The organism is Thauera butanivorans NBRC 103042 (genome assembly GCF_001591165.1).
Lineage (GTDB): Bacteria > Pseudomonadota > Gammaproteobacteria > Burkholderiales > Rhodocyclaceae > Thauera > Thauera butanivorans.
Genome location: NZ_BCUG01000004.1, coordinates 113,775 through 138,394, shown reverse-complemented (window position 1 = coordinate 138,394; position 24,620 = coordinate 113,775). Strand labels below are relative to the sequence as shown.

The 24,620-nt window shown below is 65.1% G+C and carries 22 protein-coding genes, 2 tRNA genes and 2 pseudogenes; 11 read left to right on the top strand and 15 right to left on the bottom strand.

Features of this window, described 5'->3' with window-relative positions; genetic code table 11:
* Nucleotides 1–3: 3 nt before the first annotated feature.
* Both nadC and TBU01S_RS02905 read right to left on the bottom strand, forming a co-directional pair.
* Nucleotides 4–855, bottom strand: a complete 852-nt coding sequence (nadC, locus tag TBU01S_RS02910) for a carboxylating nicotinate-nucleotide diphosphorylase (RefSeq protein ID WP_068635135.1) — start codon at nt 853–855, stop codon at nt 4–6.
* A gap of 81 nt (nt 856–936) precedes the next feature.
* The gene (locus TBU01S_RS02905; RefSeq protein ID WP_068635134.1) at nt 937–2,493 is read right to left on the bottom strand and encodes a bifunctional ADP-dependent NAD(P)H-hydrate dehydratase/NAD(P)H-hydrate epimerase; all 1,557 of its coding nucleotides are present in this window, start codon (nt 2,491–2,493) and stop codon (nt 937–939) included.
* 161 nt (nt 2,494–2,654) lie between these two features.
* Here TBU01S_RS02905 and TBU01S_RS24695 point away from each other — a divergent pair, with 161 nt between their 5' ends.
* On the top strand, nt 2,655–2,849 hold the full coding sequence (locus TBU01S_RS24695; RefSeq protein ID WP_369404192.1) for an EAL domain-containing protein: 195 nt from the start codon (nt 2,655–2,657) through the stop codon (nt 2,847–2,849).
* A 181-nt stretch (nt 2,850–3,030) separates the two neighbouring features.
* Here the strand turns inward: TBU01S_RS24695 and TBU01S_RS24690 are convergent.
* From TBU01S_RS24690 to TBU01S_RS25065, 3 genes and pseudogenes are all read right to left on the bottom strand, one after another.
* A pseudogene (locus TBU01S_RS24690) lies at nt 3,031–3,213 on the bottom strand (TonB-dependent receptor plug domain-containing protein); the annotation flags it as partial.
* 635 nt (nt 3,214–3,848) lie between these two features.
* The gene (locus TBU01S_RS02890; RefSeq protein ID WP_068635131.1) at nt 3,849–4,535 is read right to left on the bottom strand and encodes a FecR family protein; all 687 of its coding nucleotides are present in this window, start codon (nt 4,533–4,535) and stop codon (nt 3,849–3,851) included.
* 149 nt (nt 4,536–4,684) lie between these two features.
* Nucleotides 4,685–5,098, bottom strand: a pseudogene (locus tag TBU01S_RS25065) (sigma factor); the annotation flags it as partial.
* A 148-nt stretch (nt 5,099–5,246) separates the two neighbouring features.
* On the opposite strand from TBU01S_RS25065, the gene TBU01S_RS02880 reads away from it, so the two are divergent.
* Together TBU01S_RS02880 and TBU01S_RS02875 are read left to right on the top strand one after the other, a co-directional pair.
* Entirely contained in the window at nt 5,247–5,474 is a 228-nt protein-coding gene (locus TBU01S_RS02880; protein ID WP_068635191.1) for a ribbon-helix-helix domain-containing protein, read from the top strand.
* Nucleotides 5,446–5,883, top strand: a complete 438-nt coding sequence (locus TBU01S_RS02875) for a type II toxin-antitoxin system VapC family toxin (protein WP_217999544.1) — start codon at nt 5,446–5,448, stop codon at nt 5,881–5,883. The genes TBU01S_RS02880 and TBU01S_RS02875 overlap by 29 nt, the downstream gene beginning before the upstream one ends.
* A gap of 155 nt (nt 5,884–6,038) precedes the next feature.
* Here the strand turns inward: TBU01S_RS02875 and TBU01S_RS02870 are convergent, their stop codons facing one another.
* The 7 genes from TBU01S_RS02870 to TBU01S_RS02845 form a co-directional block, all read right to left on the bottom strand.
* Entirely contained in the window at nt 6,039–7,532 is a 1,494-nt protein-coding gene (locus TBU01S_RS02870) for a TonB-dependent receptor (protein WP_068635128.1), read from the bottom strand.
* Nucleotides 7,480–7,824 (bottom strand): sigma factor, encoded by a 345-nt coding sequence (locus tag TBU01S_RS22885; RefSeq protein WP_083953426.1) that lies wholly within the window; start codon nt 7,822–7,824, stop codon nt 7,480–7,482. The genes TBU01S_RS02870 and TBU01S_RS22885 overlap by 53 nt, the downstream gene beginning before the upstream one ends.
* A gap of 266 nt (nt 7,825–8,090) precedes the next feature.
* Nucleotides 8,091–9,473: a class II fumarate hydratase gene (gene fumC, locus TBU01S_RS02865; RefSeq protein ID WP_068635127.1), complete on the bottom strand. Its 1,383-nt coding sequence runs from the start codon at nt 9,471–9,473 to the stop codon at nt 8,091–8,093.
* 79 nt (nt 9,474–9,552) lie between these two features.
* Nucleotides 9,553–9,933 carry a hypothetical protein gene (locus tag TBU01S_RS02860; RefSeq protein ID WP_068635126.1) on the bottom strand — a complete coding sequence of 127 codons (381 nt, stop codon included), beginning with the start codon at nt 9,931–9,933 and terminating at the stop codon, nt 9,553–9,555.
* Between the two features lie 99 nt (nt 9,934–10,032).
* Nucleotides 10,033–11,571, bottom strand: a complete 1,539-nt coding sequence (locus TBU01S_RS02855; protein ID WP_068635125.1) for a SpoVR family protein — start codon at nt 11,569–11,571, stop codon at nt 10,033–10,035.
* Nucleotides 11,568–12,851: a YeaH/YhbH family protein gene (locus TBU01S_RS02850; protein WP_068635124.1), complete on the bottom strand. Its 1,284-nt coding sequence runs from the start codon at nt 12,849–12,851 to the stop codon at nt 11,568–11,570. The genes TBU01S_RS02855 and TBU01S_RS02850 overlap by 4 nt, the downstream gene beginning before the upstream one ends.
* A gap of 68 nt (nt 12,852–12,919) precedes the next feature.
* A complete protein-coding gene (locus TBU01S_RS02845) occupies nt 12,920–14,842 on the bottom strand; it encodes a PrkA family serine protein kinase (protein ID WP_068635123.1) in 1,923 nt (640 codons plus the stop codon).
* Nucleotides 14,843–15,213: 371 nt separating this feature from the next.
* Here TBU01S_RS02845 and tig point away from each other — a divergent pair, with 371 nt between their 5' ends.
* The 6 genes from tig (at nt 15,214) to TBU01S_RS02815 (ending at nt 21,608) form a co-directional block, all read left to right on the top strand.
* Entirely contained in the window at nt 15,214–16,518 is a 1,305-nt protein-coding gene (tig, locus tag TBU01S_RS02840; protein ID WP_068635122.1) for a trigger factor, read from the top strand.
* A 20-nt stretch (nt 16,519–16,538) separates the two neighbouring features.
* Nucleotides 16,539–17,177, top strand: a complete 639-nt coding sequence (gene clpP / locus TBU01S_RS02835; RefSeq protein ID WP_068635121.1) for an ATP-dependent Clp endopeptidase proteolytic subunit ClpP — start codon at nt 16,539–16,541, stop codon at nt 17,175–17,177.
* An 18-nt stretch (nt 17,178–17,195) separates the two neighbouring features.
* Nucleotides 17,196–18,464 carry an ATP-dependent Clp protease ATP-binding subunit ClpX gene (clpX, locus tag TBU01S_RS02830; protein ID WP_068635120.1) on the top strand — a complete coding sequence of 423 codons (1,269 nt, stop codon included), beginning with the start codon at nt 17,196–17,198 and terminating at the stop codon, nt 18,462–18,464.
* Nucleotides 18,465–18,577: 113 nt separating this feature from the next.
* Nucleotides 18,578–20,989, top strand: coding sequence for an endopeptidase La (gene lon, locus TBU01S_RS02825; RefSeq protein WP_068635119.1), 2,412 nt, complete (start codon nt 18,578–18,580; stop codon nt 20,987–20,989).
* 230 nt (nt 20,990–21,219) lie between these two features.
* On the top strand, nt 21,220–21,492 hold the full coding sequence (locus tag TBU01S_RS02820) for an HU family DNA-binding protein (protein ID WP_068635118.1): 273 nt from the start codon (nt 21,220–21,222) through the stop codon (nt 21,490–21,492).
* A 40-nt stretch (nt 21,493–21,532) separates the two neighbouring features.
* Nucleotides 21,533–21,608: transfer RNA gene (locus tag TBU01S_RS02815), tRNA-Val, on the top strand.
* A 227-nt stretch (nt 21,609–21,835) separates the two neighbouring features.
* Here TBU01S_RS02815 and TBU01S_RS02810 read toward each other — a convergent pair.
* From TBU01S_RS02810 to TBU01S_RS02800, 3 genes are all read right to left on the bottom strand, one after another.
* A complete protein-coding gene (locus tag TBU01S_RS02810; protein ID WP_068635117.1) occupies nt 21,836–22,261 on the bottom strand; it encodes a type II toxin-antitoxin system VapC family toxin in 426 nt (141 codons plus the stop codon).
* Nucleotides 22,258–22,494: a FitA-like ribbon-helix-helix domain-containing protein gene (locus tag TBU01S_RS02805; protein ID WP_068635116.1), complete on the bottom strand. Its 237-nt coding sequence runs from the start codon at nt 22,492–22,494 to the stop codon at nt 22,258–22,260. The genes TBU01S_RS02810 and TBU01S_RS02805 overlap by 4 nt, the downstream gene beginning before the upstream one ends.
* Nucleotides 22,495–22,723: 229 nt before the next feature.
* Complete coding sequence (locus TBU01S_RS02800; protein ID WP_068635115.1) at nt 22,724–23,566, bottom strand: SIR2 family NAD-dependent protein deacylase; 843 nt, start codon at nt 23,564–23,566, stop codon at nt 22,724–22,726.
* 137 nt (nt 23,567–23,703) lie between these two features.
* Between TBU01S_RS02800 and TBU01S_RS02795 the strand changes: the two genes are divergently transcribed.
* Both TBU01S_RS02795 and TBU01S_RS02790 read left to right on the top strand, forming a co-directional pair.
* The gene (locus tag TBU01S_RS02795) at nt 23,704–24,369 is read left to right on the top strand and encodes a phosphatase PAP2 family protein (RefSeq protein ID WP_068635114.1); all 666 of its coding nucleotides are present in this window, start codon (nt 23,704–23,706) and stop codon (nt 24,367–24,369) included.
* Nucleotides 24,370–24,493: 124 nt separating this feature from the next.
* Nucleotides 24,494–24,568: transfer RNA gene (locus tag TBU01S_RS02790), tRNA-Val, on the top strand.
* Nucleotides 24,569–24,620: the final 52 nt, after the last annotated feature.

Below are 24,620 nucleotides of genomic sequence, written 5' to 3'. Positions count from 1 at the left end.
CGCTCAGGCCTGGGCCTCGACGTGGCGCAGCGAGAGGTCGAGCGCGCGCACGTCCTTGGTCAGGGTGCCGATCGAGATGCGGTCGACGCCGGTTTCGGCGATGGCGCGCACCCGCTCCAGGCTGACGCCGCCGGACGCTTCGAGCTCGGCGCGGCCGGCGTTGATCGTCACGGCTTCGCGCATGTCGTCCAGGCTCATGTTGTCGAGCAGCACCATCTTCACGCCCGCATCCAGCGCTTCCTCCAGTTCGTCGAGACTCTCGACCTCGACTTCGATGAAGACGTTCGACGGCGCGATGAGGCGCGCCTGCTCGACCACTTCACGGATGCCGCCGGCAGCGATGATGTGGTTTTCCTTGATCAGGATGCCGTCGTAGAGGCCGACGCGATGATTGGTGCCGCCGCCGATCGCGACCGCGTACTTCTGCGCCAGGCGCAGGCCGGGCAGCGTCTTGCGGGTGTCGACGATCCTGGCCTTGGTGCCGGCGACGGCATCGACGAAGCGGCGCGTCACCGTGGCCGTGCCGGACAGCAGTTGCAGGAAATTCAGCGCCGTGCGCTCCGCGGTCAGCAGCACCCGCGCGCGGGCGATGATGTCGCACAGCACGTCGCCGGCCTTGACCACGTCGCCGTCGCGGACGTGCCAGTCGACCACCGCCGCCGGGCTGAGCGCGGCGAAGGCGGCGTCGAACCAGGCGGTGCCGCAGATCACCGCGTCCTCGCGGGTGATGACGCGGCCGCGGGCCTCGGTGTCGGGGGCGATCAGGCGCGCCGTCAGGTCGCCGGTACCGATGTCTTCGGCCAGGGAGGCGGCGATGTTGCGCTGGATTTCGACGCGAAGCTGTTCAGAGAGCATGGCGGGTGAGCGGGCAGGTGGCAGGAGGCGCGATTCTAGCATCGCGCCCGGCGCGGACAGGTCGGGGTGGCGGCCCCGGGATCAGTGCTTGCCCAGCGTGATCAGCGGGCGCGAGTCGCGTTGAACGTCGCGGTTCGCATCCTGCTGGGCCTCGACGAGCCAGCCGTTGAAGACGCCGCGGGCGGCGACGATGGTTTCGCTGGCGCTCAGGCCGGCCGGGCCGATGCCTTCGCGCGCCAGGCGATCCGCTGCGGCGCCATGCAGGTGGACGGCCGTGATCAGTGCCGATTCGGCGGGCCAGCCCTGGGCGAGCAGGCCGGCGACGAGGCCGGTGAGCACGTCGCCCATGCCGGCGCTGGCCATGCCGGGGTGGCCGCTGGTGTTGATGAACCAGCGCCCGTCGGGCGCGGCGATGATCGAGCCGCAGCCTTTCAGCACGGCCAGCGCGTGGTAGCGGCGGGCGATGTCGAGCGCGGCCCGCAGGCGGTCGGACTGGACGGCCGCAGTGCCGATGCCCAGCATGCGGCCGGCTTCGGCCGGATGCGGCGTCAGCACGGTCGGCATCCTGCGTGCGGCAAGCTGGCTCTGCAGCGCGGCGTCGGTGCCGATCAGGTTCAGTGCGTCGGCGTCCAGCACCAGCGGAATGTCGCGGGCGAGGGCGGCGGCGAGCTGCGCGGCGGCAGTTGCATCGGTGCCCAGGCCCGGCCCGACGGCCAGTGCGCTCAAGCGCTCGGGCAGTTGTGCGGCGCGGCGCAGCATGAGTTCGGGGTGCGAGAAGTCGACCGCCGGGCCGTTGGGGTCGAGCAGGCCGACATAGACCCGGCCGGTACCCAGCCATTGCGCCGCACGCCCGGCCAGCAGCGCCGCGCCGACCATGCCGGCATTGCCGCCGAGGATGCCGGCATCGCCGTACAGACCCTTGTGGCTGTTGCGCGGCCGGCGCACCAGCTGGTTGCGGAACAGCGCGGGCGTGATCGCATGGCCGACAGCGGGCAGCCAAGCCGGCGCGTCGATGTCCAGCCGCTGCACGCTGATGTCGCCGCAGTAGTCCGGGCCGTCGTTGGTCAGCAGGCCGGGCTTGAGCGAAATGAAGGTGGTCGTGTGGGTGGCGCGGAAAGTCGTGCCGAGCGGCTGGCCGGTGTCGGCGTCGAGGCCGCTGGGGACGTCGAGCGCCATGCGTGGCGAAGGCTGGGCGTTGAGGGTCTGGAGCCAGCCCGCGTAGCGGCCTTCGATCTGGCGCTTCAGGCCGATGCCGAAGATGGCATCCACCACCAGCGCCCAGCCCTGTGCGGGCGCCGCCGGCAGGTCGGAAATCGTCTGGCCGCCCGCCGCGAGGTAGTCCGTGTAGGCCTTGGCGGCTTCGGCGGGCAGATTCTGGACGTCGGCGGCGAAGGCGACCTGCACTTCGCGTCCGGCCTGGGCCAGCTGGCGGGCCATGACGAAGCCGTCGCCGCCGTTGTTGCCCGGCCCGCAGGCGATCAGGATCGGCCCCGGGCGGTCCATGACCAGGCGGACCGCGTCTTCGGCGGCGGCGCGGCCGGCGCGTTCCATCAGCGGCGGCCGCGCGCTGGGGATGAGCTTGCCTTCGATTTCACGGATGCCGGCAACGGGGTAGATGGGTAGGGCGGACAGGAACATGATGGGTGCGCCGTCAGGTAAAGGCGAAATTGTAAGGCGCGCTGCGGTGCAGCGTGAACGTTCATCGAAGCTTCACTTGCAGGACGTACATTTTGCGGGGGCGCCTTGTGGGGCGCGATACGGTCATCGATCTTATTTTTTGCAATCCCGGGGGTTGCTTGATGTTGGGTGACACACGGCTCACGGTTCGGCTGCGCCAGATGCTGGAAAGGCACGAGCTGAAGTTCGTTTTCCAGCCGATAGTGGATCTGGCCAGGGCCGACCTCCTGGGCTACGAGGCGCTTCCTGCCCGGCAACATCCCGATCACCGAGCACATCGGCCACCAGCCGGCCGCGCACGGAGGCATCCTCGTTGAGCGCGCGCGAAACGTCCAGCCCCACGCCGTAGCGCGACCAGTTGCCCGCTTCGGCGCTGATGCTGGTCTGCGGTGCCTTCGTCGGGCGCTTGCGAATCATGTTGATGGTGGCCGACGGATAGCCCAGACCGCTCATGATGCCGGTGGCGCCCTTGACGATTTCCACGCGGTCGTACATCGCGGTGTTTTGCAGGTAGTTGCTCATCGACGCGGAAACGGGCACGCCGTCGATCTGGAAGTTGGTGATGCTGGAGCCGCGTGACCAAAGCTGCGGGCCATCCGCGCCATGGTTGAACGGTTTGATGGTGATGCCCACGGCGGCCTCCAGCACGTCGCTCAGGCTGTTGAGCCTTTGGTCCTCCATGCGCTGGCGCGTCATCACCGTGACCGCCTGCGGCGTCTCCTGTGGCGTCAGGTTCAGGCGTGTGGAGCTGCTGGTGGACCAGGTGGTGTATGGAGCCCGGCGCCTTGCCGGAAACAGTGACGGCTGGCAGCATCGCTTCCGGTGCCTGCGCTTCGGGGCTTGGCGCGATGCTGAAGCCGTTGCCGCCGCTGGCCCGGGCGCTCAGGCCGCTGCCGGCGAGCAGGCGGCTCAGGGCCTGTTCGACGCTCATCCGGCCGGACACGGCGGGAGCCTGGTGACCGCCGATCTGTGCGCCGGCGGCGAAGATCTGCGCGCCGGTCTGGCGCGACAGTTCGTTCAGCGCGCTGCCCAGCGGCTGGGCGGGCAGATCGATCTCGAAGCTGCGTTCCGCCTGTTGCGCGCTGGTCTGCGCATGGGCCGGCGCGGGTGGGCCGGCAAGCAGGGCGAAGGCGCCGCACAGGGCGGCGATGATGGGCAGCAGGCGGAAGCTGCTCGGCTTGCGGTGGGACATGTCGGCTCCTGTTCATGGACATGCGCGCTTCGACCAAAAAGCACGCTTCAGGGCAGGAGACGTTCGGGAGAGAAAAACGGAGACAGGAGACAGGTGGTTTCCAATTCGCCGCCGGGTTTCGGGCTCACCGCGCTGCCAGGCGGATGCTGCCATCGTCGAGCACTTCCACGCGCAACGGCAGGATGGCGGGCAGAGCCTGGACGAGGCTGCGCTGATCCTGGGCGCGGAAGCGGCCGGTCAGCCGCAGCGCGCCGGTGCGGTCATCGGCGAGGACGATGGGCTGTCGACGATAGGCGTTGATGGCGGGCAAGGCGTCGGCCAGCGGCGTGTCGTCGAAGAGCAGCCAGCCGTCGCGCCAGGCGGCGACCTGTCCGGGAGGGATGGGGCGGACTGCTTCGGGGCGGGCATCGCGCACGCTCAGCGCTTCGCCGCCGCGCAGGTCGATGGCAGGTGGGGCGAACACCGGCAGACGGGCGAGGCCTTCGCCACGCGGGGTGAAGCGGACCTGGCCGTGCTCGACGGCGATGTCCAGCGCGCCGCTCCGGTCGGCGATGTTGAAGGCGGTGCCGAGCACTTCGATGCGCCCCGCGCGCGTGTCCACGCGGAAGGGGCGGCCGATGTCGCGGGCGACGGCGAAATACGCTTCGCCTCCAGCCAGTTCGACGTGACGCGCAGCGCGGCTGAGGCTGGCCTGGAGCACGGTGCCGGGAGCGAGCTGGAGGCGGCTGCCGGGGGCGCCGCCAGGGCCGTCCGGCAATTCGGCAAGCAGGGTGTCGAAACCGTCGTTGTGGTACTGCCGTGCGAAATGCACGGTCTGCTCAGCTGATCGAAGTCTACGTAGCCGCCGGCCGGCTCGACGTACTCGGGCAGTTCCGCGAAGATACGGCTGCAATCGAGCGTGGCGCGGACCACGTGCTTGGCCACCGTGCTTTCCTGGATACCCAGCCGGGCGGCGATTTCGGCCCGGCTCATGCCGTAGGCGCGGAACAGGATGAACACCTCGCGCCGGGCGCGCGGCAGGCTCATCAACTGGGCGACGACCCGCTCGATGATCTGGCGCTGGGCGACCAGATGGTCGGATGCGGGTGCGGCCCGGTGCGCATGCGTCGCGCCGTGCTGCAAAGCCCAGCTGCTGGCGGTCTGCTGGCGGCGGTGATGGTCGATGCACAGATTGTGGGCGATGCGGAAAAGCAGGGCGCGGGGCGACTCGATGGCGACATCGAGCTTGCGCTGCAAGGTGAGCAGGAGCTGTTCGTAGGTGCTCTGGGCAATGTCGTCGGCGTCTGCGCCATTGCCCAGCTTGCGAGCCAGAAAGCAGCGCAGTTCGCGGTAATGCGTGAGGACGTCGGCAATGGAGGGGGCTGGGGACGGCACGTGAGGGCCGCTGGACAGGCGACATGTTAATGATAATTCCTATCATTATATGGGATTCGATCCTGTCGGCAGCCTTGCCGGCTGAATGGCTTGCCTTCCCTGCTTGAGCACATACAATTCCACATATATGCAGACCGTGGAGATCGCCATGTCCCAGATCACTCTATATATCGATGACGCTACGGAGGCGCTGCTCGTCCAGGCCGCGCAGGCGAGCGGCATGTCCAAGAGCCGTTGGGTGGCGGAACTCATCCGCCAGCACGCACACGACACCTGGCCGGCCGAATGCGTTGCGCTGGCCGGGGCGTTTCCCGATTTCCCGCTACGCGAGGAATTGCCGCCACCGGGTGAAGACCTGGCCCGAATCAGGTTTTGACCCGATGCTGGTTCTGGACAGCAACACCATCAGTTACTACTTTCGGGGCGATGCTCAGGTGGTGCCGCGCCTGCAGGCGTTACCGCCATCCGAGGTGGGTGTGCCCGCCATCGTGGTCTACGAGCTGCGCTATGGCCTGATGCGCCTGCCCGTCGAAGCTGCACGGCCGCGCATCGAGGCACTGGACAAGTTGCTGCTGCCATTGCAGGTGCTGGCTTTCGATGCCGTCTGCGCAGAACAGGCCGCCGCCATCCGCTGTGCGCTGGAGAGGCAAGGCACGCCGATCGGCGCCCATGACGTGCTCATCGCGGCCACGGCATTGCGCCATCGGGCGAGGCTGGTGACGCGCAATGAGCGGGAGTTCGCCCGTGTGCCGGGCTTGCAGGTGGAAAACTGGCACGCCGAATGATCGGTTCGCGGATACCCGGCATTTCCAACTGCGCCTGCCCGACTCCCTGCACGAAGGTGCCCGATGCTCCGTCCATGCCCGGCGACGAGTCGCCCGGTGGCGAAGCGGTTTGATCCCACGGGGCCGGGCGCGCGCAACCCGGCCCCGAGCCCGCATCAGAAATCCGTGCTCAGGGAGAAGGTGAGGGTGCGCGGTTCGCCGACCTCGCTGCCATTGTTCCAGTAGCGCCTGTCGCCCGCGTTCTGGACTTCCAGGCGTGCGGTCAGCGGCCGGCCCGCCAGCGTGGTGGCGTAGCGTGCGCCGACGTCGAACAGCGTGAAGGCGGGCAGCCGGTCGGTGTTCATTTGATCGGCGTATCGGTGGCGTGTGTACTGGACGCCGCCCACCAGTGTCAGCCCCGGCAGCCAGCGCGTGTCGTACTCGACGCGCAGCTTCGCCAGCCGTTCGGCCGTTCCCGTGGGGTGTTTGCCCTCCAGCGCGGGGTTCTGCTCCTGCTTCTTGACCTTGGCGTCGGGCAGGGTCAAGCCGCCGATCAGGCTCCAGCGCTCGGCCATGCGGCCGAAGGCGGTGAACTCGATGCCGCGATGCACCTGCCGGCCGTCCTGCACGTAGACCGGCGCGGCGGGGTCGCTGATGTCGTAGTACTGCAAGGACTTGTCGATCTGGAACAGTGCCGTGCTCAGCAGCATGCCGCCAACCGACCATTTGGCGCCGATCTCGATCTGGTCGCTGACCATCGGTTTCATGGACTCGCCGGCATTGACCACCGGCGCGCCGCCGAACTGCTCTGCCGCCGTGCCGCCCTGTTCCAGTGACTCCATGTAGGTGACATAAGTGGTGACCGCCGGTAACGGCTTGTAGATCAGTGACAGGGTCGGCGTTACCGCGGACTCCTCGTAGGGCGGTGTCGACCACCCTTGCGAGCGCACCTCGATCGTGCTGTGGGACAGCCCCGCGAGCAGTGACCAGCGCTCATCGAGCCGAATATCGTCGCCGACCGTGAAGGTGGTACGGGTATCCGTCCAGGTGGCATTGCGCGCCCCGCGATCGAACGGTGCCACCACCGGACGATCGACGTAACGAGGGCCATCTTCCAGGTGTCCGTCCGAAAAAACGGTAACGTACGGTGCCCAGCCATTGCTATAGCGCACTGACCAATCTTTGTGATACTGCACTCCTGCGGTGACTTGGTGGGAGATCGTGCCGGTCTCGAAGCGGAAGTCACCGAACAACTGGGCGCGGGTGTCCTTGCTGATCTGGTTCATCGTGTCTACGCCCGGCCCGAAAAACCGGCCGGACCGAGTGAAGCTGCCATCCGCCTGGAAAGTATTGGATACTCCATCGGCATAGCCTCTTTCGCTGTCACTTTGCATCCAGCCGGCGCGCAGGGTCAGCCACGGCGCCGCCTCCCAGCGCAGGTTGGCGCCATAGCGGGTGTTCTGATAATGGTTCCGTTCCCAGTGCTGGCCCCAGATACGGGTGTTGTCGATCTCCTTGGCCGATGGCCGAACAGCACCGGGAGCAAACGACCAGGAAGATGGGTTGCCAAGTTTCTTGTAGTCGCGGTCGGTAACATTGACCTGCAACAGCAGGTCGTCAGTGATGCGCCAGTCGAAGGCGGCGCTGAGGAATCGGGTGCGCAGCTTCATGCCCTTGATGGCGGTGTCGCCGTCCTGCCAGGCGGCATTGACGCGGTAGCCGAAGCGGCCGTCGCGGTCGATGGGACCGCCGAAATCGCCGTGCAGATGATAGGTAGGCTCGCGGTTCCCGCAGGTCCTCGACGTGGCGCTGGGAGAGGACGCGGATGAAAACGTCTTGCACCAGATCGCATGCCTGGTCCGTGCATTCCAGCCGCCGGCGCAGCCAAGCCCTCAGCCAGCCATGGTGCGCGGCATAGAGCTGTTCGAACGGCGAGTCGAACTCGGCGGGAGCGGGTTTCATGGTCTGGGCCGGGGGGAAGCGGGAAGCTGATGATTATAAACAAGAATCATTATCGATTTTGTGTAGATGCCACGGCCGCGCATCATCAGGTTTCTTTTTCCGGCTTTGCTGCAGTTTTGCCCCCGCAGCGGGCCAGAAACGATGGTTGGAGCTGGCTGCGAAGTCGCTCCCGGGCTGGGGCGGCAGGCGCGGATGAAGCGGTAGTCGGTGTCCGAAGGTGTCGGCGGCCGGCGCGCATTTGCGGCCGGCCGTGCGGGTCTCCGGGCTCAGCCGACCATCTTCGCCGGGTCGATCCAGCGGTCGAAGTCTTCCGCCGAGACATGGCCCAGCGCCAGCGCGGCTTCGCGCAGACTGCTGCCTTCCTTGTGCGCCTTCTTGGCGATCTGCGCGGCCTTGTCGTAGCCGATGTGCGGATTCAGCGCGGTGACCAGCATCAGCGAACGCTCGACCAGTTCGGTGATGCGGGCGCGGTTGGGCTCGATACCGGCGGCGCAGTGGTCGTTGAAGCTGTTCATGCCGTCGGCGAGCAGGCGCACACTCTGCAGGAAGTTGTGGATGACCATCGGGCGGAAGACGTTGAGCTCGAAGTTGCCCGAGGCGCCGCCGATGTTGATGGCGACGTCGTTGCCCATGACCTGCGCGGCGAGCATGGTCATCGCTTCGCTCTGGGTCGGATTGACCTTGCCCGGCATGATCGAGGAGCCGGGTTCGTTCTCCGGGATCGAGATTTCGCCCAGGCCGCTGCGCGGGCCGCTGGCGAGCCAGCGCACGTCGTTGGCGATCTTCATCAGGCTGGCGGCCAGGGTCTTGAGCGCACCGTGGGCGTACACCAGCCCGTCGCAGCTGGCCAGCGCCTCGAACTTGCTGGGCGCGGTGACGAATTCCTGCCCGCTGAGGCGGGCGATTTCGGCGGCCACGGCTTCGGCATAGCCCTTGGGGGCGTTGAGCCCGGTGCCGACCGCGGTGCCGCCCAGCGCCAGTTCGCTCAGGTGCGGCAGCGCGGCGCGCAGGTGGCGTTCGCCATGGGCCAGTTGTGCGGCCCAGCCGGAGATTTCCTGCCCCAGGGTGAGCGGCGTGGCGTCCTGCAGGTGGGTGCGGCCGATCTTGACGATGTCGGCGAAGGCGCGGGATTTTTCTTCCAGCGTGGCGCGCAGCCGGGCCAGCGCCGGCAGCAGTTTCCGGACCACCGCCAGCGTGGCGGCGACGTGCATCGCGGTGGGAAAGACGTCGTTGCTCGACTGGCTGCGGTTGACGTCGTCATTGGGGTGGACGAGGCGCTTCTCGCCGCGTTCGCCGCCCAGCAGTTCGCTGGCGCGGTTGGCGAGCACTTCGTTGACGTTCATGTTGGTCTGCGTGCCCGAGCCGGTCTGCCAGACGGCGAGCGGGAACTCGTCCGGGTGCTTGCCGGCGAGCACTTCGTCGGCGGCGGCGATGATGGCGTCGGCTTTTTCGGCGGGCAGCAGGCCCAGGCCATGGTTGACCCGCGCGGCGGCGCGCTTGACCAGCGCGAGGGCGTGGATGAGTTCGGTGGGCTGGCGCTCGGTAGAGATGGCGAAGTTGATCAGCGAACGCTGGGTCTGCGCGCCCCACAGGCGGTCGGCGGGGACGTCGATCGGGCCGAAAGTGTCGTATTCCTGGCGTGTGCTCATGGAGGGGGCTCCTGTTGGTGAGGTGGAAGGCGGGCGCGTGCCGGCGGCGCCTCGAGTGGATGAGCTGGAGAAAGGCTTTTCAGGCAAAAGGCGAATCCGGGCCGTCGAGCTGCATGGACGGGGACAGGTCCAGGTTGGCGACGCGCCAGCGCAGCGCGGCCAGCCGCGCCTGTTGCTGCGGGGTGAGGGCGCAGCAGGCCAGTCGAGCCAGCGGTTGGTGCAGATGATCCAGGCACAGGTGGCGCCAGTGGCCGGGCAGGGCGCGGTCCGCGGCGGCACCGGCCAGCAGTTCGGCCGCGCGCCATGCGGCTTCCCAGGGCGACAGCCGCATGCGGCGTACCAGGGCGTCGGCTTCGGTGAGGTAGTGCGGAATCAGGCGCGGCTCGTCCGGCTGCAGTGCGCAGCGGATGCGGATCGCGGCCCAGAGCCAGCGCTGTTTGCGGTCGAGGTGAGGGGGCATGTGGCTGTCGCGCGATCATTTCAAATTAATGAGAATCATTATTGTCAATGAGGCCGAGATAGACAAGCCCGGTGGCGAAAAGTCGCAAGCGGGCGCGCTTCAGCCGGTGTCGCCGACGCGGCGTTTGTCTCTGCGTATCTCGGTATGCAGTTCGACCTGGCCGTCTGCCCCGACCGTCTCCAGGCGGACGGTGAAGCCCCACAGGCGGGCCAGATGCTTCATGACTTCGCCGGTGGAGTCGCCCAGCGGGCGGCGGCTGTGCTGCTGGTGGCGCAGCGTCAGCGAGCGGTCGCCGCGCAGATCGACGCTCCAGACCTGGATGTTGGGTTCCCGCGCGCCGAGGTTGTAGTGGTCGGAGAGGACGTCGCGCACACGGCGGAAGCCTTCGTCGTCATGGATGGCCGATACCTTCAGCTTGTTCTCGCGATCGTCGTCGAGCACTGCGAACATGCGGAAGTTGCGCATGATCTTGGGCGACAGGTATTGCGCGATGAAGCTCTCGTCCTTGAAGTTGCGCATCGCGAAGTCGAAGGTTTCGAGCCAGTCGCTGCCGGCGATCTCCGGAAACCAGTGGCGGTCCTCGTCGTCAGGGTTTTCGCAGATGCGGCGGATGTCCTGCCACATCGCAAAACCCAGCGCATAGGGGTTGATGCCGTTGTACCAGGCAGCGTTGTACGGCGGCTGATACACCACGTTGGTGTGCGACTGCAGGAATTCGAGCATGAAGCTGTCGGCGAGCAGGCCCTCGTCGTACAGGTGGTTGAGCAGGGTGTAGTGCCAGAAGGTGGCCCAGCCTTCGTTCATGACCTGGGTCTGGCGCTGGGGGAAGAAGTACTGCGCGATCTTGCGCACGATGCGCACGATTTCGCGCTGCCAGGATTCGAGCAGCGGGGCGTTCTTCTCGATGAAGTAGAGCAGGTTCTCCTCGGGTTCGGGCGGGAAGCGGCCTGGCGATTCCGGGCGGGCATGGATGTCGTGTGCCGGCAGCGTGCGCCAGAGTTCATTGACCTGGCTCTGCAGGTAGCTCTCGCGTTCCTGCTGGCGGAGCTTTTCCTTGGCGAGCGAGAGTTTGGGTGGGCGCTTGTAGCGGTCCACGCCGAGGTTCATCAGCGCATGGCAGGCGTCGAGCAGGTTCTCGACCTCTTCCTCGCCATGGCGCTCTTCGCATTCGGTGATGTAATTCCGCGCGAAGATCAGGTAGTCGATGATCGCGTCGGCATTGGTCCAGGTGCGGAACAGGTAGTTGCCCTTGAAGAAGCTGTTGTGGCCGTAGGCGGCGTGGGCGATCACCAGGCCCTGCATCGTCAGGGTGTTTTCCTCCATCAGGTAGGCGATGCAGGGGTTGGAGTTGATGACGATTTCGTAGGCCAGCCCCATCTGGCCGCGGCGGTAGCCTTTCTCGGTGGCGAGGAAGTGCTTGCCGAAAGACCAGTGGTGGTAGTTCACCGGCATGCCGACCGAGGCGTAGGCGTCCATCATCTGTTCGGCGGTGATGATCTCGATCTGCACCGGATAGGTGTCGAGCCGGTAGTGGGCGGCGACGCGGGCGATCTCGGTGTGGTAGCGGTCGATGCTTTCGATCGACCATTCCGAGCCGCGCGGCAGGGGGTCGAGCTTGCGGGTGGCGGCGGTCGTCATAGGATCGTCTTCTTGAACAGTTCGCGGAACACCGGGTAGATGTCGGCCGGCGATTCGATTCGCTGCATGGCGAAGTGGGGCTGTTCGTCGGCGATGCGGGCGTATTCGCGCCACAGGTTCTGCGGCTCGCCGGCGGTGATCTCGATGTAGGCGAAGTATTGGCAGCTGGGCAGGATGTCGCGGCCGAGCAGCTGGCTGCACAGCGGCGAATCGTTGTCCCAGTTGTCGCCGTCCGAAGCCTGCGCGCCGTAGATGTTCCACTGGCCGTTGGCGTAGCGCTGGCGCAGGATGTCGCGCATCAGCAGCAGCGCGCTGGACACCACGGTGCCGCCGGACTCGCGCGAGTGGAAGAATTCGTCTTCGTCGACTTCCTTGGCCACGGTGTGATGGCGGATGAAGACGACTTCGATGTGTTCGTAGCTGCGCGTCAGGAACAGGTAGAGCAGCATGAAGAAGCGCTTGGCGGTGGATTTGCGTTCCTCGCTCATCGAGCCGGAGACGTCCATCAGGCAGAACATCACCGCCCGCGTGGTGGGGCAGGGCACGCGGATGCGGTTGTTGTAGCGCAGGTCGAAGCGCTCGATGAAGGGGATCTGCTCGATCTTCTCGCGCAGCCGCTCGATTTCCTCGCGCAGCGCACGGGCTTCCTCGCTGTCCTCGCAGGCTTGGTCGCCGTTGCAGTGGGCGAGGAGTTCGTCGAGCTGCTGCTGGAGTTCGCGCAGCTTGCCGGCGTAGGGCGAGCCGAGCGCGAGCCGGCGGCCGAGCGCGCTGCGCATCGAGCGGATGATGTTGATGTTCGCCGGCACGCCGTCGGCGGTGAAGCCGGCGCGCTGGGTCTTGTATTCGGTGACCTTGGCCAGCTGGGTGCGGACCAGGCGCGGCAGTTCGAGATCCTCGAAGAACAGATCGAGGAATTCCTCGCGCGAGAGCTGGAAGACGAAATCGTCCTCGTGCTCGCCTTCGTTGCTCGCCTTGCCCTGGCCGGAGCCGCCCGCGCCGCCGCCGAGCGGACGGTTGATGAGGTCGCCGGCGCTGAACTGGTCGTTGCCGGAGAAGACCTGTTCCCAGGTGCCGCCCCGGCCGTGATGCAGCGAAGGTTCGGACAGATCGCGCGCGGGAATGGCGACTTCCTCGCCGTTCTCCAGGTCGCGGATCGAGCGGCCCTCGATCGCGCCGGACACCGCCTTGCGGATCTGCTGCTTGAAGCGACGCATGAAGCGCTGGCGGTTGACCGCGCTCTTGTTCTTGCTGTCGAAGCGTCGATCGATGATGCGGACCATGCCTCCTCCTCGGGCCGAAGCCGGCAACGGTGCGCGCCATGTCGGGCGCGCACCTCATCCGCACGGATTCACGAAGACTTGCGTACGCGCAGATACCATTCGCACAGCAGGCGTACCTGCTTCTCGGTGTAGCCCTTCTCGATCATGCGGTCGACGAAGTCCTGGTGCTTCTTCTGCTCGTCGGCGCTGGCCTTGGTGTTGAAGCTGATCACCGGCAGCAGGTCCTCGGTGTTGGAGAACATCTTCTTCTCGATCACCGCGCGCAGCTTCTCGTAGGAGGTCCAGCTCGGGTTGCGGCCGTCGTTCTTGGCGCGGGCGCGCAGCACGAAGTTCACCACTTCGTTGCGGAAGTCCTTCGGGTTGCTGATGCCGGCCGGCTTCTCGATCTTTTCCAGTTCGTCGTTGAGCGCGGAGCGGTCGAGGATCTCGCCGGTGTTCGGATCGCGGAACTCCTGGTCCTGGATCCAGAAGTCGGCATAGGTCACGTAGCGGTCGAAGATGTTCTGGCCGTACTCGGAATAGCTTTCGAGATAGGCGGTCTGGATTTCCTTGCCGATGAATTCGGCGTAGCGCGGCGCCAGGTATTCCTTGATGTAGCCCATGTAGCGCGCTTCGGTCTCGGGCGGGAACTGCTCGGCCTCGATCTGCTGCTCGAGCACGTACATCAGGTGCACCGGGTTGGCGGCAACTTCGCGGTGGTCGAAGTTGAACACCTTGGACAGGGCCTTGAAGGCGAAGCGGGTGGAGAGCCCGGTCATGCCTTCGTCGACGCCGGCATAGTCGCGGTATTCGGGATAGCTCTTGGCCTTGGGGTCGGTGTCCTTGAGGTTCTCGCCGTCGTAGACGCGCATCTTGGAGAAGATGCTGGAGTTTTCAGGCTCCTTCAGCCGCGACAGCACCGAGAACTGGGCCATCATCTTCAGCGTGTCGGGCGCGCAGGGCGCTTCGGACAGCGAGCTGTGGGCCAGCAGCTTCTCGTAGATGCGGATTTCGTCCGACACCCGCAGGCAGTAGGGCACCTTGACCGTGTAGATGCGGTCGAGGAAGGCCTCGTTGTTGCGGTTGTTCTTGAACGCGACCCATTCGGACTCGTTCGAGTGCGCCATCACGATGCCGTCGAACGGGATCGCGCCGAAACCTTCGGTGCCCTTGTAGTTGCTTTCCTGGGTCGCGGTGAGCAGCGGGTGCAGGACCTTGATCGGCGCCTTGAACATCTCGACGAATTCGAGCAGGCCGCGGTTGGCCAGGCACAGGCCGCCGGAGTAGCTGTAGGCGTCGGGGTCGTCCTGCGAGTACTGCTCGAGCTTGCGGATGTCGACCTTGCCGACCAGCGAGGAGATGTCCTGGTTGTTCTCGTCGCCCGGCTCGGTCTTGGCGACCGCCGTCTGGCGCAGCACCGAAGGCATCAGCTTGACGACGCGGAACTTGGTGATGTCGCCGCCGAACTCGTGCAGGCGCTTGACCGCCCACGGGCTCATGATGGTGTCGAGATAGCGGCGCGGAATGTGGAAGTCGTCCTCGAGGATGCGGCCGTCTTCCTGGGCATCGAACAGGCCGAGCGGCGACTCGTGCACCGGCGAACCCTTGACCGCGTAGAAGGGGATCTTCTCGATCAGCGACTTCAGCTTTTCCGCCAGCGAGGACTTGCCGCCGCCGACCGGGCCGAGCAGGTAGAGGATCTGCTTCTTTTCCTCCAGCCCCTGCGCGGCGTGGCGGAAGTAGGAGACGATCTGCTCGATCGCCTCTTCCATGCCGTAGAAGTCGCGGAAGGCCGGATAGAGGCGGATGAGCTTGTTGGAGAAGATGCGCGAGCGGCGCGGGTCGAGGCGGGTGTCGACCAGTTCGGGCTCGCCGATCGCGGCCAGCATGCGCTCCGCGGCCGAGGCGTAGGCCATGCGGTCGCTGCGGCAGAGTTCGAGGTACTCCTGCAGCGACATTTCCTCTTCGCGCGATGCCTCGAAGCGGGCCTGGTAAGCATTGAAGATGGACATGGCAATCTCCCTGACGATCGATGCGAGGGGGGGCGTGCCTGACGATGATACGCGCCCTGTGTCCTGACACCTGCATCCAGTCGTATGACGGCGAGCACGGGTGCGCGCTCGCGCGGATGCCGGCTCTGTAGCATCAGAGGCCCCGCGCGGGTGCGAGTTCCGCGCCCGGAGCACCTGTCTGCGGCGTTCGTGCGCGCTTTTCGTGCATGGCGTCACGGTCTCATCCAGTCCTCAAGCGTGACGCGGGCGCTGTGCTAGAATCCCGCTCTTCGTTCAACGCGTTTGCGCTGGCGGCGTGTGCGTGCGTCCTTGTCGAAGACGCATGCCGACGCCGGCGAGAACGGTTTTTTTGACTTCTCAGGATCGACCCAATGGAGCAGAACCAGGTAACCCCGAGCGCACTCGAGCGCCGTATCGACATCGCCGTTTCGCTGGCAGACATCGAAAAAGAGGTGGATGCCCGCCTCAAGCGCATGGCGCGTACGGTGAAGATGCCGGGGTTCCGCCCGGGCAAGGTGCCGATGAAGATCGTCGCCCAGACGCACGGCGGCCAGGCCCGCGGCGAAGCGGTCGGCGCGGCGGTCGAGAAGGCTTTCGGCGAGAAGGTGCGCGAGCAGAACCTGCGCGTGGCAGGGTATCCGAACATCGAGCCCAAGAACGGTGCCGCCGACGGCACGCTGGAATTCAGTGCCGTGTTCGAGATCTACCCGGAAGTCGCCATCGGTGATCTCGCCAGCCAGCAGATCGAACGTCCGGCCCTGGTGGTCGGCGATGCCGAGGTCGACAAGACGCTCGACGTGCTGCGCAAGCAGCGTACCTCCTTCACCGCGGCCGATCGTGCCGCCGCCGAGGGCGACCGCGTCGTGATCGACTTCACCGGCCGCAAGGACGGCGAAGTGTTCCAGGGCGGCCAGGCCGAGGACTTCCCCTTCGTGATCGGCGCCGGTGCGATGCTGAAGGACTTCGAGACCGCCGTGACCGGTCTGAAGGCGGGCGAGAGCAAGACTTTCGACATGAGCTTCCCGGACGACTACCATGCTGCCGAACTGGCCGGCAAGACCGTCCAGTTCGAGATCAAGGTCAAGCAGGTCGAAGGCCCGGTGCTGCCGGAGATCGATGCCGACTTCGCCCGCTCGCTGGGCGTGGCCGACGGTGACGTCGCCAAGCTGCGCGAAGAGGTCAAGGGCAATCTGGAGCGCGAGGTCAAGCGCCGCATCCAGGCCAAGGTCAAGGAACAGGTGATGAACGCGCTGATCGCCGTGACCCCGATCGAAGTGCCGAAGGCGCTGGTGCAGGGCGAGTCGCAGCAACTGGCCGAGAATGCCCGCCGCGACCTGGAAATGCGCGGCATGAAGACCAAGGACATCCCGGTCGATCCGTCGTGGTTCACCGAGCAGGCCGAGCGCCGCGTCCGCCTGGGCCTGATCATGGCCGAACTGGTCAAGGCCAACGAACTGCACGCCAAGCCCGAGCAGGTCCGCGCGCTGGTCGAGGAAATGGCGCAGAGCTACGAGGATCCGTCCGAGCTGGTACGCTGGTACTACGCCCAACCCGAGCGCCTGGCCCAGGCCGAGGCCGTGGTGATCGAGGACAATGTCGTCGCCTGGGTCAGCGAGAAGGCCCAGACCACCGACAAGGACGTGACTTTCGACGAACTGATGGGCAACGCGGCCTGAGTCCGCAAAGGGTCTGACCAATGATGCAAGGAACACCCCAGCACAGCAGCGACTGGAATCCGGTCGGTCTCGGCCTGGTTCCGATGGTGGTCGAACAGAGCGGTCGCGGCGAGCGCGCCTACGACATCTATTCGCGCCTTCTGAAGGAGCGGGTGGTGTTCCTGGTCGGGCCCGTCAATGACGTGACCGCCAACCTGATCGTCGCGCAGTTGCTATTCCTCGAATCCGAGAATCCGGACAAGGACATCTCGTTCTACATCAACTCGCCCGGCGGTTCGGTCACTGCCGGCATGGCGATCTACGACACCATGCAGTTCATCAAGCCGAACGTCAGCACGCTGTGCATCGGCCAGGCGGCAAGCATGGGCGCCTTTCTGCTGGCGGCGGGCGAGAAGGGCAAGCGCTTCATCCTGCCCAACTCGCGCGTCATGATCCACCAGCCGCTGGGCGGCTTCCAGGGCCAGGCCTCGGACATCGAGATCCACGCCCGCGAAATCCTCTACCTGCGTTCGCGCCTGAACGAGATGCTGTCCAAGCACACCGGCCAGCCGCTCGAGCGCATCGAGAAGGACACCGACCGCGACAACTTCATGTCAGCCGCGGCGGCGGTCGAGTACGGCCTGGTCGACAAGATCCTGACCAGCCGCGACGACACCTGATCCAGGAGAACCCCCGACATGACGGACAAGAAGGCTGGCGGCGACAAGCTGCTGTACTGCTCCTTCTGCGGCAAGAGCCAGCACGAGGTGCGCAAGCTGATCGCCGGCCCTTCGGTCTTCATCTGCGACGAATGCATCGAACTGTGCAACGACATCATCCGTGACGAGGTCGTCGGCGCCGCAGACCCGGAAGGCACCAAGGGTGCGCTGCCCACGCCGCGCGAAATCTGCGAGATCCTCGACCAGTACGTGATCGGCCAGGCACGGGCCAAGCGCAATCTCGCGGTGGCGGTGTATAACCACTACAAGCGCCTGCGCCACGTCGAGGCACGGGAAGACGACGTCGAACTGGCCAAGAGCAACATCCTGCTGATCGGGCCCACCGGCTCGGGCAAGACGCTGCTGGCGCAGACGCTGGCGCGCCTGCTCGACGTGCCCTTCGTGATGGCCGACGCGACGACGCTGACCGAAGCCGGCTACGTCGGCGAAGACGTCGAGAACATCATCCAGAAGCTGCTGCAGAAGTGCGACTACGACGTCGACAAGGCGCAGCAGGGCATCATCTACATCGACGAGATCGACAAGATCTCGCGCAAGGCCGACAACCCCTCGATCACCCGCGACGTCTCGGGCGAGGGCGTGCAGCAGGCGCTGCTGAAGCTGGTCGAAGGCACGGTGGCCTCGATTCCGCCGCAGGGCGGGCGCAAGCATCCGAACCAGGACTTCATCCAGATCGACACCACCAACGTGCTGTTCATCTGCGGCGGCGCCTTCGACGGCCTGGAAAAGGTCATCCGCAACCGTACCGAGAAGGTCGGCATCGGCTTCGGCGCCGAGGTCAAGAGCAAGGAAGGCAAGAACCTCACCGACACCTTCCGCCAGGTCGAACCCGAGGATCTGATCAAGTTCGGCCTGATCCCCGAGCTGATCGGCCGCCTGCCGGTCGTCGCCACGCTGCAGGAACTCGACGAGGCCGCGCTGATCCAGATTCTGGTCGAGCCCAAGAACGCGCTGGTCAAGCAGTACCAGAAACTGTTTTCGATGGAAGGCGTCGAACTCGAGATTCGTCCTGCGGCGCTGCATGCGGTGGCCCGCAAGGCGATCAAGCGCAAGACGGGGGCACGTGGCCTGCGCTCCATCCTCGAAGCGTCCTTGCTCGACATCATGTACGACCTGCCGACGCTGAACGGCGTCGAGAAGGTCGTCGTCGATGAGGCGACCATCGAGGAAGGCGGCAAGCCGCTGCTGATCTACGCCGAGCAGCCGAAAGTGTCGGGTGCCAACTGAGACCGGCGAAGCGGACTCGTGTGATCGTCGTCCAGCCGTGGGTCGTACCCGTCGCTTGAATTTCCAGGTCATGCCCATACATGGGTATGACCTTTCTCACAGGGAAAATTAAAATGTCGGGTTCCGCTGAACTCCCCAACGGACAACTGGAAATGCCGCTGTTGCCGCTGCGCGACGTGGTGGTGTTTCCGCACATGGTCATTCCGCTGTTCGTCGGACGGCCCAAGTCGATCAAGGCGCTCGAAAGCGCGATGGAAGCCGGCAAGAGCATCCTGCTCGTCGCGCAGAAATCGGCGGCCAAGGACGAGCCCTCGATCGAAGACCTCTATTCCATCGGCTGCATCGCCAACATCCTGCAGATGCTGAAGCTGCCCGACGGCACCATCAAGGTGCTGGTCGAGGGCGTGCGCCGCGCGCGGGTGGATTCGGTCGAGGATCTGCGCCACCTGTTCGTCGCCAAGGTGACGCCGGTGAAGGTGACCGAGGTCGACACCAACGAAGTCGAGGCCATGCGCCGCGCGATCGTTGCCCAGTTCGACCAGTACGTCAAACTGAACAAGAAGATCCCGCCCGAGATCCTGACCTCGCTGGCCGGCATCGAGGAAGCAGGCCGCCTGGCCGACACCATCGCCGCGCATCTGCCGCTCAAGCTCGAACAGAAGCAGGAAGTGCTCGAGATGTTCGACACCGGCGAGCGCCTCGAAAAGCTGCTGAACCAGCTCGAAGCCGAACTCGACATCCTGCAGGTCGAAAAGCGCATCCGCGGCCGCGTCAAGCGCCAGATGGAGAAGAGCCAGCGCGAGTACTATCTGAACGAGCAGGTCAAGGCCATCCAGAAGGAACTCGGCGAAGGCGAGGATGGCGCCGACCTCGAGGAGATGGACAAGAAGATCAAGGCCGCCGGCATGCCCAAGGAGGCACTCGCCAAGGCCCAGTCCGAATTCAAGAAGCTGCGCCTGATGTCGCCGATGTCGGCCGAAGCCACGGTCGTGCGCAACTACATCGACACCCTGATCGGCCTGCCGTGGAAAAAGAAGTCGCGCGTCAGCAAGGATCTGGCCGAGGCCGAGAAGGTGCTCGACAAGGACCACTACGGCCTGGAGCGGGTCAAGGAACGCATCCTCGAATATCTCGCCGTGCAGCAGCGCGTGGACAAGGTCAAGGCGCCGATCCTGTGCCTGGTCGGCCCCCCGGGCGTGGGCAAGACCTCGCTCGGCCAGTCGATCGCCAAAGCCACCAACCGCAAGTTCATCCGCATGGCGCTCGGCGGCGTGCGCGACGAAGCCGAGATCCGCGGCCATCGCCGCACCTACATCGGCTCGATGCCGGGCAAGATCCTGCAGAACATGAGCAAGGTCGGCGTCAAGAACCCGCTGTTCCTGCTCGACGAAGTCGACAAGCTCGGCATGGACTTCCGCGGCGACCCGAGTTCGGCATTGCTCGAAGTGCTCGACCCGGAGCAGAACCACACTTTCCAGGATCATTACATCGAAGTCGATTTCGACCTCTCCGACGTGATGTTCGTGGCCACCGCCAATACGCTGAACCTGCCGCCGGCACTGCTCGACCGCATGGAAGTGATCCGCCTGTCCGGCTACACCGAGGACGAGAAGGTCAACATCGCCCAACGTTACCTGCTGCCCAAGCAGATCAAGAACAACGGCCTCAAGCAGGAAGAAATCTCGCTCACCGAGGACGCTTTGCGCGACGTCGTGCGCTACTACACCCGCGAAGCCGGCGTGCGCAGCCTGGAGCGCGAAATCTCCAAGATCTGCCGCAAGGTGGTCAAGCAGCTCGTGCTCAAGAGCCGCAGCAGCAAGATCGTCGTCAACGCCAAGAATCTCGACAAGTTCCTCGGCGTGCGCAAGTACAGCTTCGGCATCGCCGAGAAGCAGAACCAGATCGGCCAGGTCACCGGCCTGGCGTGGACCGAGGTTGGCGGCGAACTGCTGACCGTCGAGGCGGTGCAACTGCCCGGCAAGGGCAAGGTGCTGACTACCGGCAAGCTCGGCGAAGTGATGCAGGAATCCATCCAGGCCGCGCTGTCGGTGGTGCGCAAGCGCGCCCGCTCGCTCGGCATCGAGGAGGACTTCCACCAGAAGAGCGACATGCACATCCACCTGCCGGAAGGCGCGATCCCGAAAGACGGTCCGTCCGCTGGCATCGCGATCAGCACCGCGCTGGTGTCTGTATTGACCGGCATCCCGGTGCGCTGCGATGTGGCGATGACCGGCGAGATCACCCTGCGCGGCGAAGTGCTGCCGATCGGCGGCCTCAAGGAGAAGCTGCTGGCAGCGGTGCGCGGCGGCATCCGCACGGCGTTGATTCCGGAAGAGAACGTCAAGGATCTGGCGGAAATTCCGGAGAACATCAAGAACGCGCTGGAGATCGTGCCCGTCAAGTGGATCGACCAGGTGCTCGAACGCGCGTTGGAGCGTCGCCCGGAGCCCTCGCCCGAAGAGGTGGCGGCGCCGGTGGCGCCTGCGGATCCGGACGCGGTCGGCGCGGCTCAGCGGCCGCACTGAGTTCGGGCGGATCCGCCGGGCGCAATTCCTGGCATCCACCCCGACAAAGCCGCAGCGTGTGTTATGCACGCTGCGGCTTTGTCATGTGGTGTATCACGCGTTGACCCGCCGAAGTGCGCGCGCTATAAAAACCGGAAATCTGCAAAACAGCAGGCAGTACCCGACATCCGCGCCAAAGCGGACAGGCAGTGAGTGTCATCCCATCGCAGTGCACTTTCGGAGGGATTCAAGTGAATAAATCAGAGCTGATCGACGTCATCGCAACACAGGCCGAAATCTCCAAGGCCACGGCAGGCCGCGCCCTGGATGCAGTCGTCGCAGGGGTCGTGGATGCCCTCAAGAGTGGCGACAGTGTCACGCTGGTGGGCTTCGGATCGTTTTATGTCGGCGAGCGGGCGGCACGCACCGGCCGCAATCCGCGTACAGGGAAGAACATCAAGATCCAGGCAGCGAAAGTCCCGAAATTCCGTGCTGGCAAAGGCCTGAAAGATGCAGTAAACTAACGGGCTTTACTGGGCCGCCTGCCAAAGGTGGTTTCAGCGCGGGTGCTTAGCTCAGTTGGTAGAGCGTCGCCCTTACAAGGCGAATGTCGGCGGTTCGACCCCGTCAGCACCCACCAAGAACAACTGTCACACGGTGGCAAGAAGTACCAGAAACCCGCATGGCTCAAGGCTTTGCGGGTTTTTTGTTGTGTCATGCAGTGCTACTCCGTAGCACCTCATACCGTCAAAAATGGCGGTACACCTGACGGTACACGGTACCCTTAACGGTATACCGCTTTCGCGGCCGTTTTACGGGGTGCTGACATGCCACTGAACGACGTGGCCGCCTATTTGGATAGTGAAGTCACGACGCCGCATCCCACGGATTAAGCACCTCAAGGCCGGCTACCAAGTACGGTTTGGTGTCTCGCGTCACAACCATGAATCCTCGGTTCAGGGCGATAGCAGCGATTTGCCCGTCAGCGACGCCAATGTGCCGCCCCGTGCTATGCGCTTGACCTTGGATGTTGGCGAAAGCATGCGCGGCAGCTTCGTCGAAGGGCAGAACTCGCCCCTGAAACAGGCGATGGAACAACTGGCGTACCCCGTCCTGCAGCCCATGCTTGTTCTTGCCCTCCGGCATCCTGGCGATTCCAGTCAGAACCTCAGCAAGGCTGACGGTAGCCAAGTAGAGCGTGAGTGGGTTTTGCCGGTCAATCCAGCCAAGCACGTCCGGATTGGGCTGCTTCTTGAACGGCTCCGAGATGACGTTGGTGTCCAGGATGATCACTCGAAACTCACCTTCCTGACAGGTTCATCCGAGCGCGTGACCACCAAGTCCTCATCGGTGCCGTGCTTCTTCCAGAAATCAGCCAATTCAGAACCAATGCGCAAGGGGGGTTGAACAGCATCTTCCACGATCTTCCGAACTTCGGCCTCGACACTGCGGCCATGCTGCGCGGCCAAGGCCTTCAAGGCACGATGAGTCTCCATCGAGATGTTTCGCAGGTTCAAGGTTGGCATCGAACTCTCCAAGCTCAGATAGACGGTGACATCATATTAATTAAAATGACATCATTCAATGGATTGCACAATCCAAATTCTAGATCATGGCCACCCCGTAAGACCCATCCCTTTCAAGGCCTTCGAACTCGATCGTCTAAGGTGCTGATGGCATGGGGATGTCTGTGTGAAGTGGGAGATCGAAGATCTGGCAGGAAGTCATTGCACGGTGCGGCAGGCGCGGGTTCTTTCAGGCGCCGGGAAATCCTTCTTCGCGCAAGGCGTCCACGATGCCGTTCATGGCCTCGCCAGCCCTGAGCGGCAGGCAAACCCCCTTCCCCGACGTGGTGCCGGCTTCGCGCAGATTGATGCGGATGATCGGCGCGCCTTGGTGTTCGCCGAACAGGCGGACGGAAGGAATGGCCGTGCCTGCGCCGATCTCGATCACGACCAGGCGTTCGACCGTGTGCCGCCATGCATCCAGCCGCGCCTGCTGCGCCTCCGAGCGGTCTTCGAGCCAGCCCCAGTCGCCGAACATCAGGATGTTCGGGCGCGCCAGCGCGCTGCAGCGGGGGCACAGGGGCGGGGCGTTGAGCAGTTCGCAGGCGTCGGCGTCGATCTCCGGGCTGAAGTCCCCGGCAGGCCAGATCGCGGCGCTGCAAGGCTCCATGCATTGCAGGTGATGAATCGAGCCGTGGCATTCGACGATGCGGTCCGCGTCGAAACCTGCCTTCTGGAACTGCCCGTCCACGTTGCTGGTGAACACGAACGCGCCTCGCCGCAGATGCCGCGCAATGTCCCGCAGCATGCCGAACGCGGGGCCGGGGCGAGTCTGCCGGTACAGTGCCAGCCGGTGGCCATAGAAACCCCAGGCCAGCCGGGGGCGGGCACGAAATGCGGCCGGATTGGCGATTTCCTGGAAGTGCATGCGGGCCTTGCCGAGGGCAGGATAAGCCTGCCACATGCCCTCGTCGCCACGGAAATCCGGCAGGCCGGAATCGACGCCCAGTCCGGCGCCGGCCGTGATGAGAAGCCCGTCGGCCTGGGCGATGAGTCGGGCGCAGCGGATGAAGCCGGCATTCGGATCGTGCATGGTGTGGCCTGTGGCGTGGTGCTGCCCGGAGCTGCCGTCCGGCGATTGACCATTTTAGCGGCACAGCGGCAGACTGCTGCCATATGGGGAAACGGATCGCCACAGCGACGAGAGAAACGCGAAACGAGGGAGGCGAGATGAAGTTTCTGCGCACATGGCTTGAACCGCGCATTCTCGCGGTGGTGCTGTTGCTGGCTTCGGCGGCCTGGATTTTCATCGCGGTTGCGGACGAAGTGGCGGATGGCGATACCGTGACCCTGGATCGCGCCATCATGCTGGCGCTGCATCCTCGGCCCGACACCGGCGGGCCGATGTGGCTGCAGTCGGCGGCGCGCGACGCCACCGCGCTGGGCAGCACCACGGTGCTCAGCCTGCTGGTGTGCATGGCCGTGCTGTTCCTGCTGCTGTCCGGCCGAAGGGGCATGGCGCTGTTCGTGCTGGCGTCGACCCTGGGCGGGACCCTGCTCAGCACGCTGCTCAAAGGCGCCTTTTCCCGGCCGCGGCCGGACGTGATCCCGCACGGCGACTTCGTGACGAGTGCGAGCTTTCCGAGCGGGCACGCGATGATGTCGGCCGTCGTATATCTGACGCTCGGTGTCCTGCTCGCCCGCCTGGTGAATGCACAGGCGCAGAAGCTCTATATCATGGGGGCTGCGCTTTTTCTGTCGGGTATCGTGGGCTTGAGCCGGGTCTATCTCGGTGTCCACTGGCCGACCGATGTACTGGCCGGCTGGGCGGCCGGTGCGGCCTGGGCCCTGGGCTGGTGGATGGTCGCCGAACTGATGTGGAGAAGGCGCGGATGAAGGGCGGTGCCGGCGGCAAGTGGAGCCGCTGTCAAGACAGGATTTGCCCGGCAGTCAAGCGACCGACAAAAAGCCGGCTTGACGGGCCAGGGTGCCGCTTCTACAATGCGGCCTCTTTGCGGAAGGGCGGTTAGCTCAGCGGTAGAGCACTGCCTTCACACGGCAGGGGTCACTGGTTCGATCCCAGTACCGCCCACCAGGCCTCGAATGCCTCCTTTCGCAAGCCGACCGCGCGAATCTTTCGCCGGATC

Excerpts from the sequence above, each read along its gene's own strand:
- nadC (WP_068635135.1), bottom strand. The coding sequence starts at position 855 with ATGCTCTCTGAACAGCTTCGCGTCGAAATCCAGCGCAACATCGCCGCC.
- clpP (WP_068635121.1), top strand. The coding sequence starts at position 16,539 with ATGATGCAAGGAACACCCCAGCACAGCAGCGACTGGAATCCGGTCGGT.
- lon (WP_068635119.1), top strand. The coding sequence starts at position 18,578 with ATGTCGGGTTCCGCTGAACTCCCCAACGGACAACTGGAAATGCCGCTG.
- TBU01S_RS02845 (WP_068635123.1), bottom strand. The coding sequence starts at position 14,842 with ATGTCCATCTTCAATGCTTACCAGGCCCGCTTCGAGGCATCGCGCGAA.
- TBU01S_RS02855 (WP_068635125.1), bottom strand. The coding sequence starts at position 11,571 with ATGACGACCGCCGCCACCCGCAAGCTCGACCCCCTGCCGCGCGGCTCG.
- TBU01S_RS02800 (WP_068635115.1), bottom strand. The coding sequence starts at position 23,566 with ATGCACGATCCGAATGCCGGCTTCATCCGCTGCGCCCGACTCATCGCC.
- tig (WP_068635122.1), top strand. The coding sequence starts at position 15,214 with ATGGAGCAGAACCAGGTAACCCCGAGCGCACTCGAGCGCCGTATCGAC.
- TBU01S_RS02880 (WP_068635191.1), top strand. The coding sequence starts at position 5,247 with ATGTCCCAGATCACTCTATATATCGATGACGCTACGGAGGCGCTGCTC.
- TBU01S_RS02905 (WP_068635134.1), bottom strand. The coding sequence starts at position 2,493 with ATGTTCCTGTCCGCCCTACCCATCTACCCCGTTGCCGGCATCCGTGAA.
- TBU01S_RS02805 (WP_068635116.1), bottom strand. The coding sequence starts at position 22,494 with ATGCCAACCTTGAACCTGCGAAACATCTCGATGGAGACTCATCGTGCC.
- fumC (WP_068635127.1), bottom strand. The coding sequence starts at position 9,473 with ATGAGCACACGCCAGGAATACGACACTTTCGGCCCGATCGACGTCCCC.
- TBU01S_RS02850 (WP_068635124.1), bottom strand. The coding sequence starts at position 12,851 with ATGGTCCGCATCATCGATCGACGCTTCGACAGCAAGAACAAGAGCGCG.
- TBU01S_RS02870 (WP_068635128.1), bottom strand. The coding sequence starts at position 7,532 with ATGAAGCTGCGCACCCGATTCCTCAGCGCCGCCTTCGACTGGCGCATC.
- TBU01S_RS02860 (WP_068635126.1), bottom strand. The coding sequence starts at position 9,933 with ATGCCCCCTCACCTCGACCGCAAACAGCGCTGGCTCTGGGCCGCGATC.
- TBU01S_RS02795 (WP_068635114.1), top strand. The coding sequence starts at position 23,704 with ATGAAGTTTCTGCGCACATGGCTTGAACCGCGCATTCTCGCGGTGGTG.
- clpX (WP_068635120.1), top strand. The coding sequence starts at position 17,196 with ATGACGGACAAGAAGGCTGGCGGCGACAAGCTGCTGTACTGCTCCTTC.
- TBU01S_RS22885 (WP_083953426.1), bottom strand. The coding sequence starts at position 7,824 with ATGAAACCCGCTCCCGCCGAGTTCGACTCGCCGTTCGAACAGCTCTAT.
- TBU01S_RS24695 (WP_369404192.1), top strand. The coding sequence starts at position 2,655 with ATGTTGGGTGACACACGGCTCACGGTTCGGCTGCGCCAGATGCTGGAA.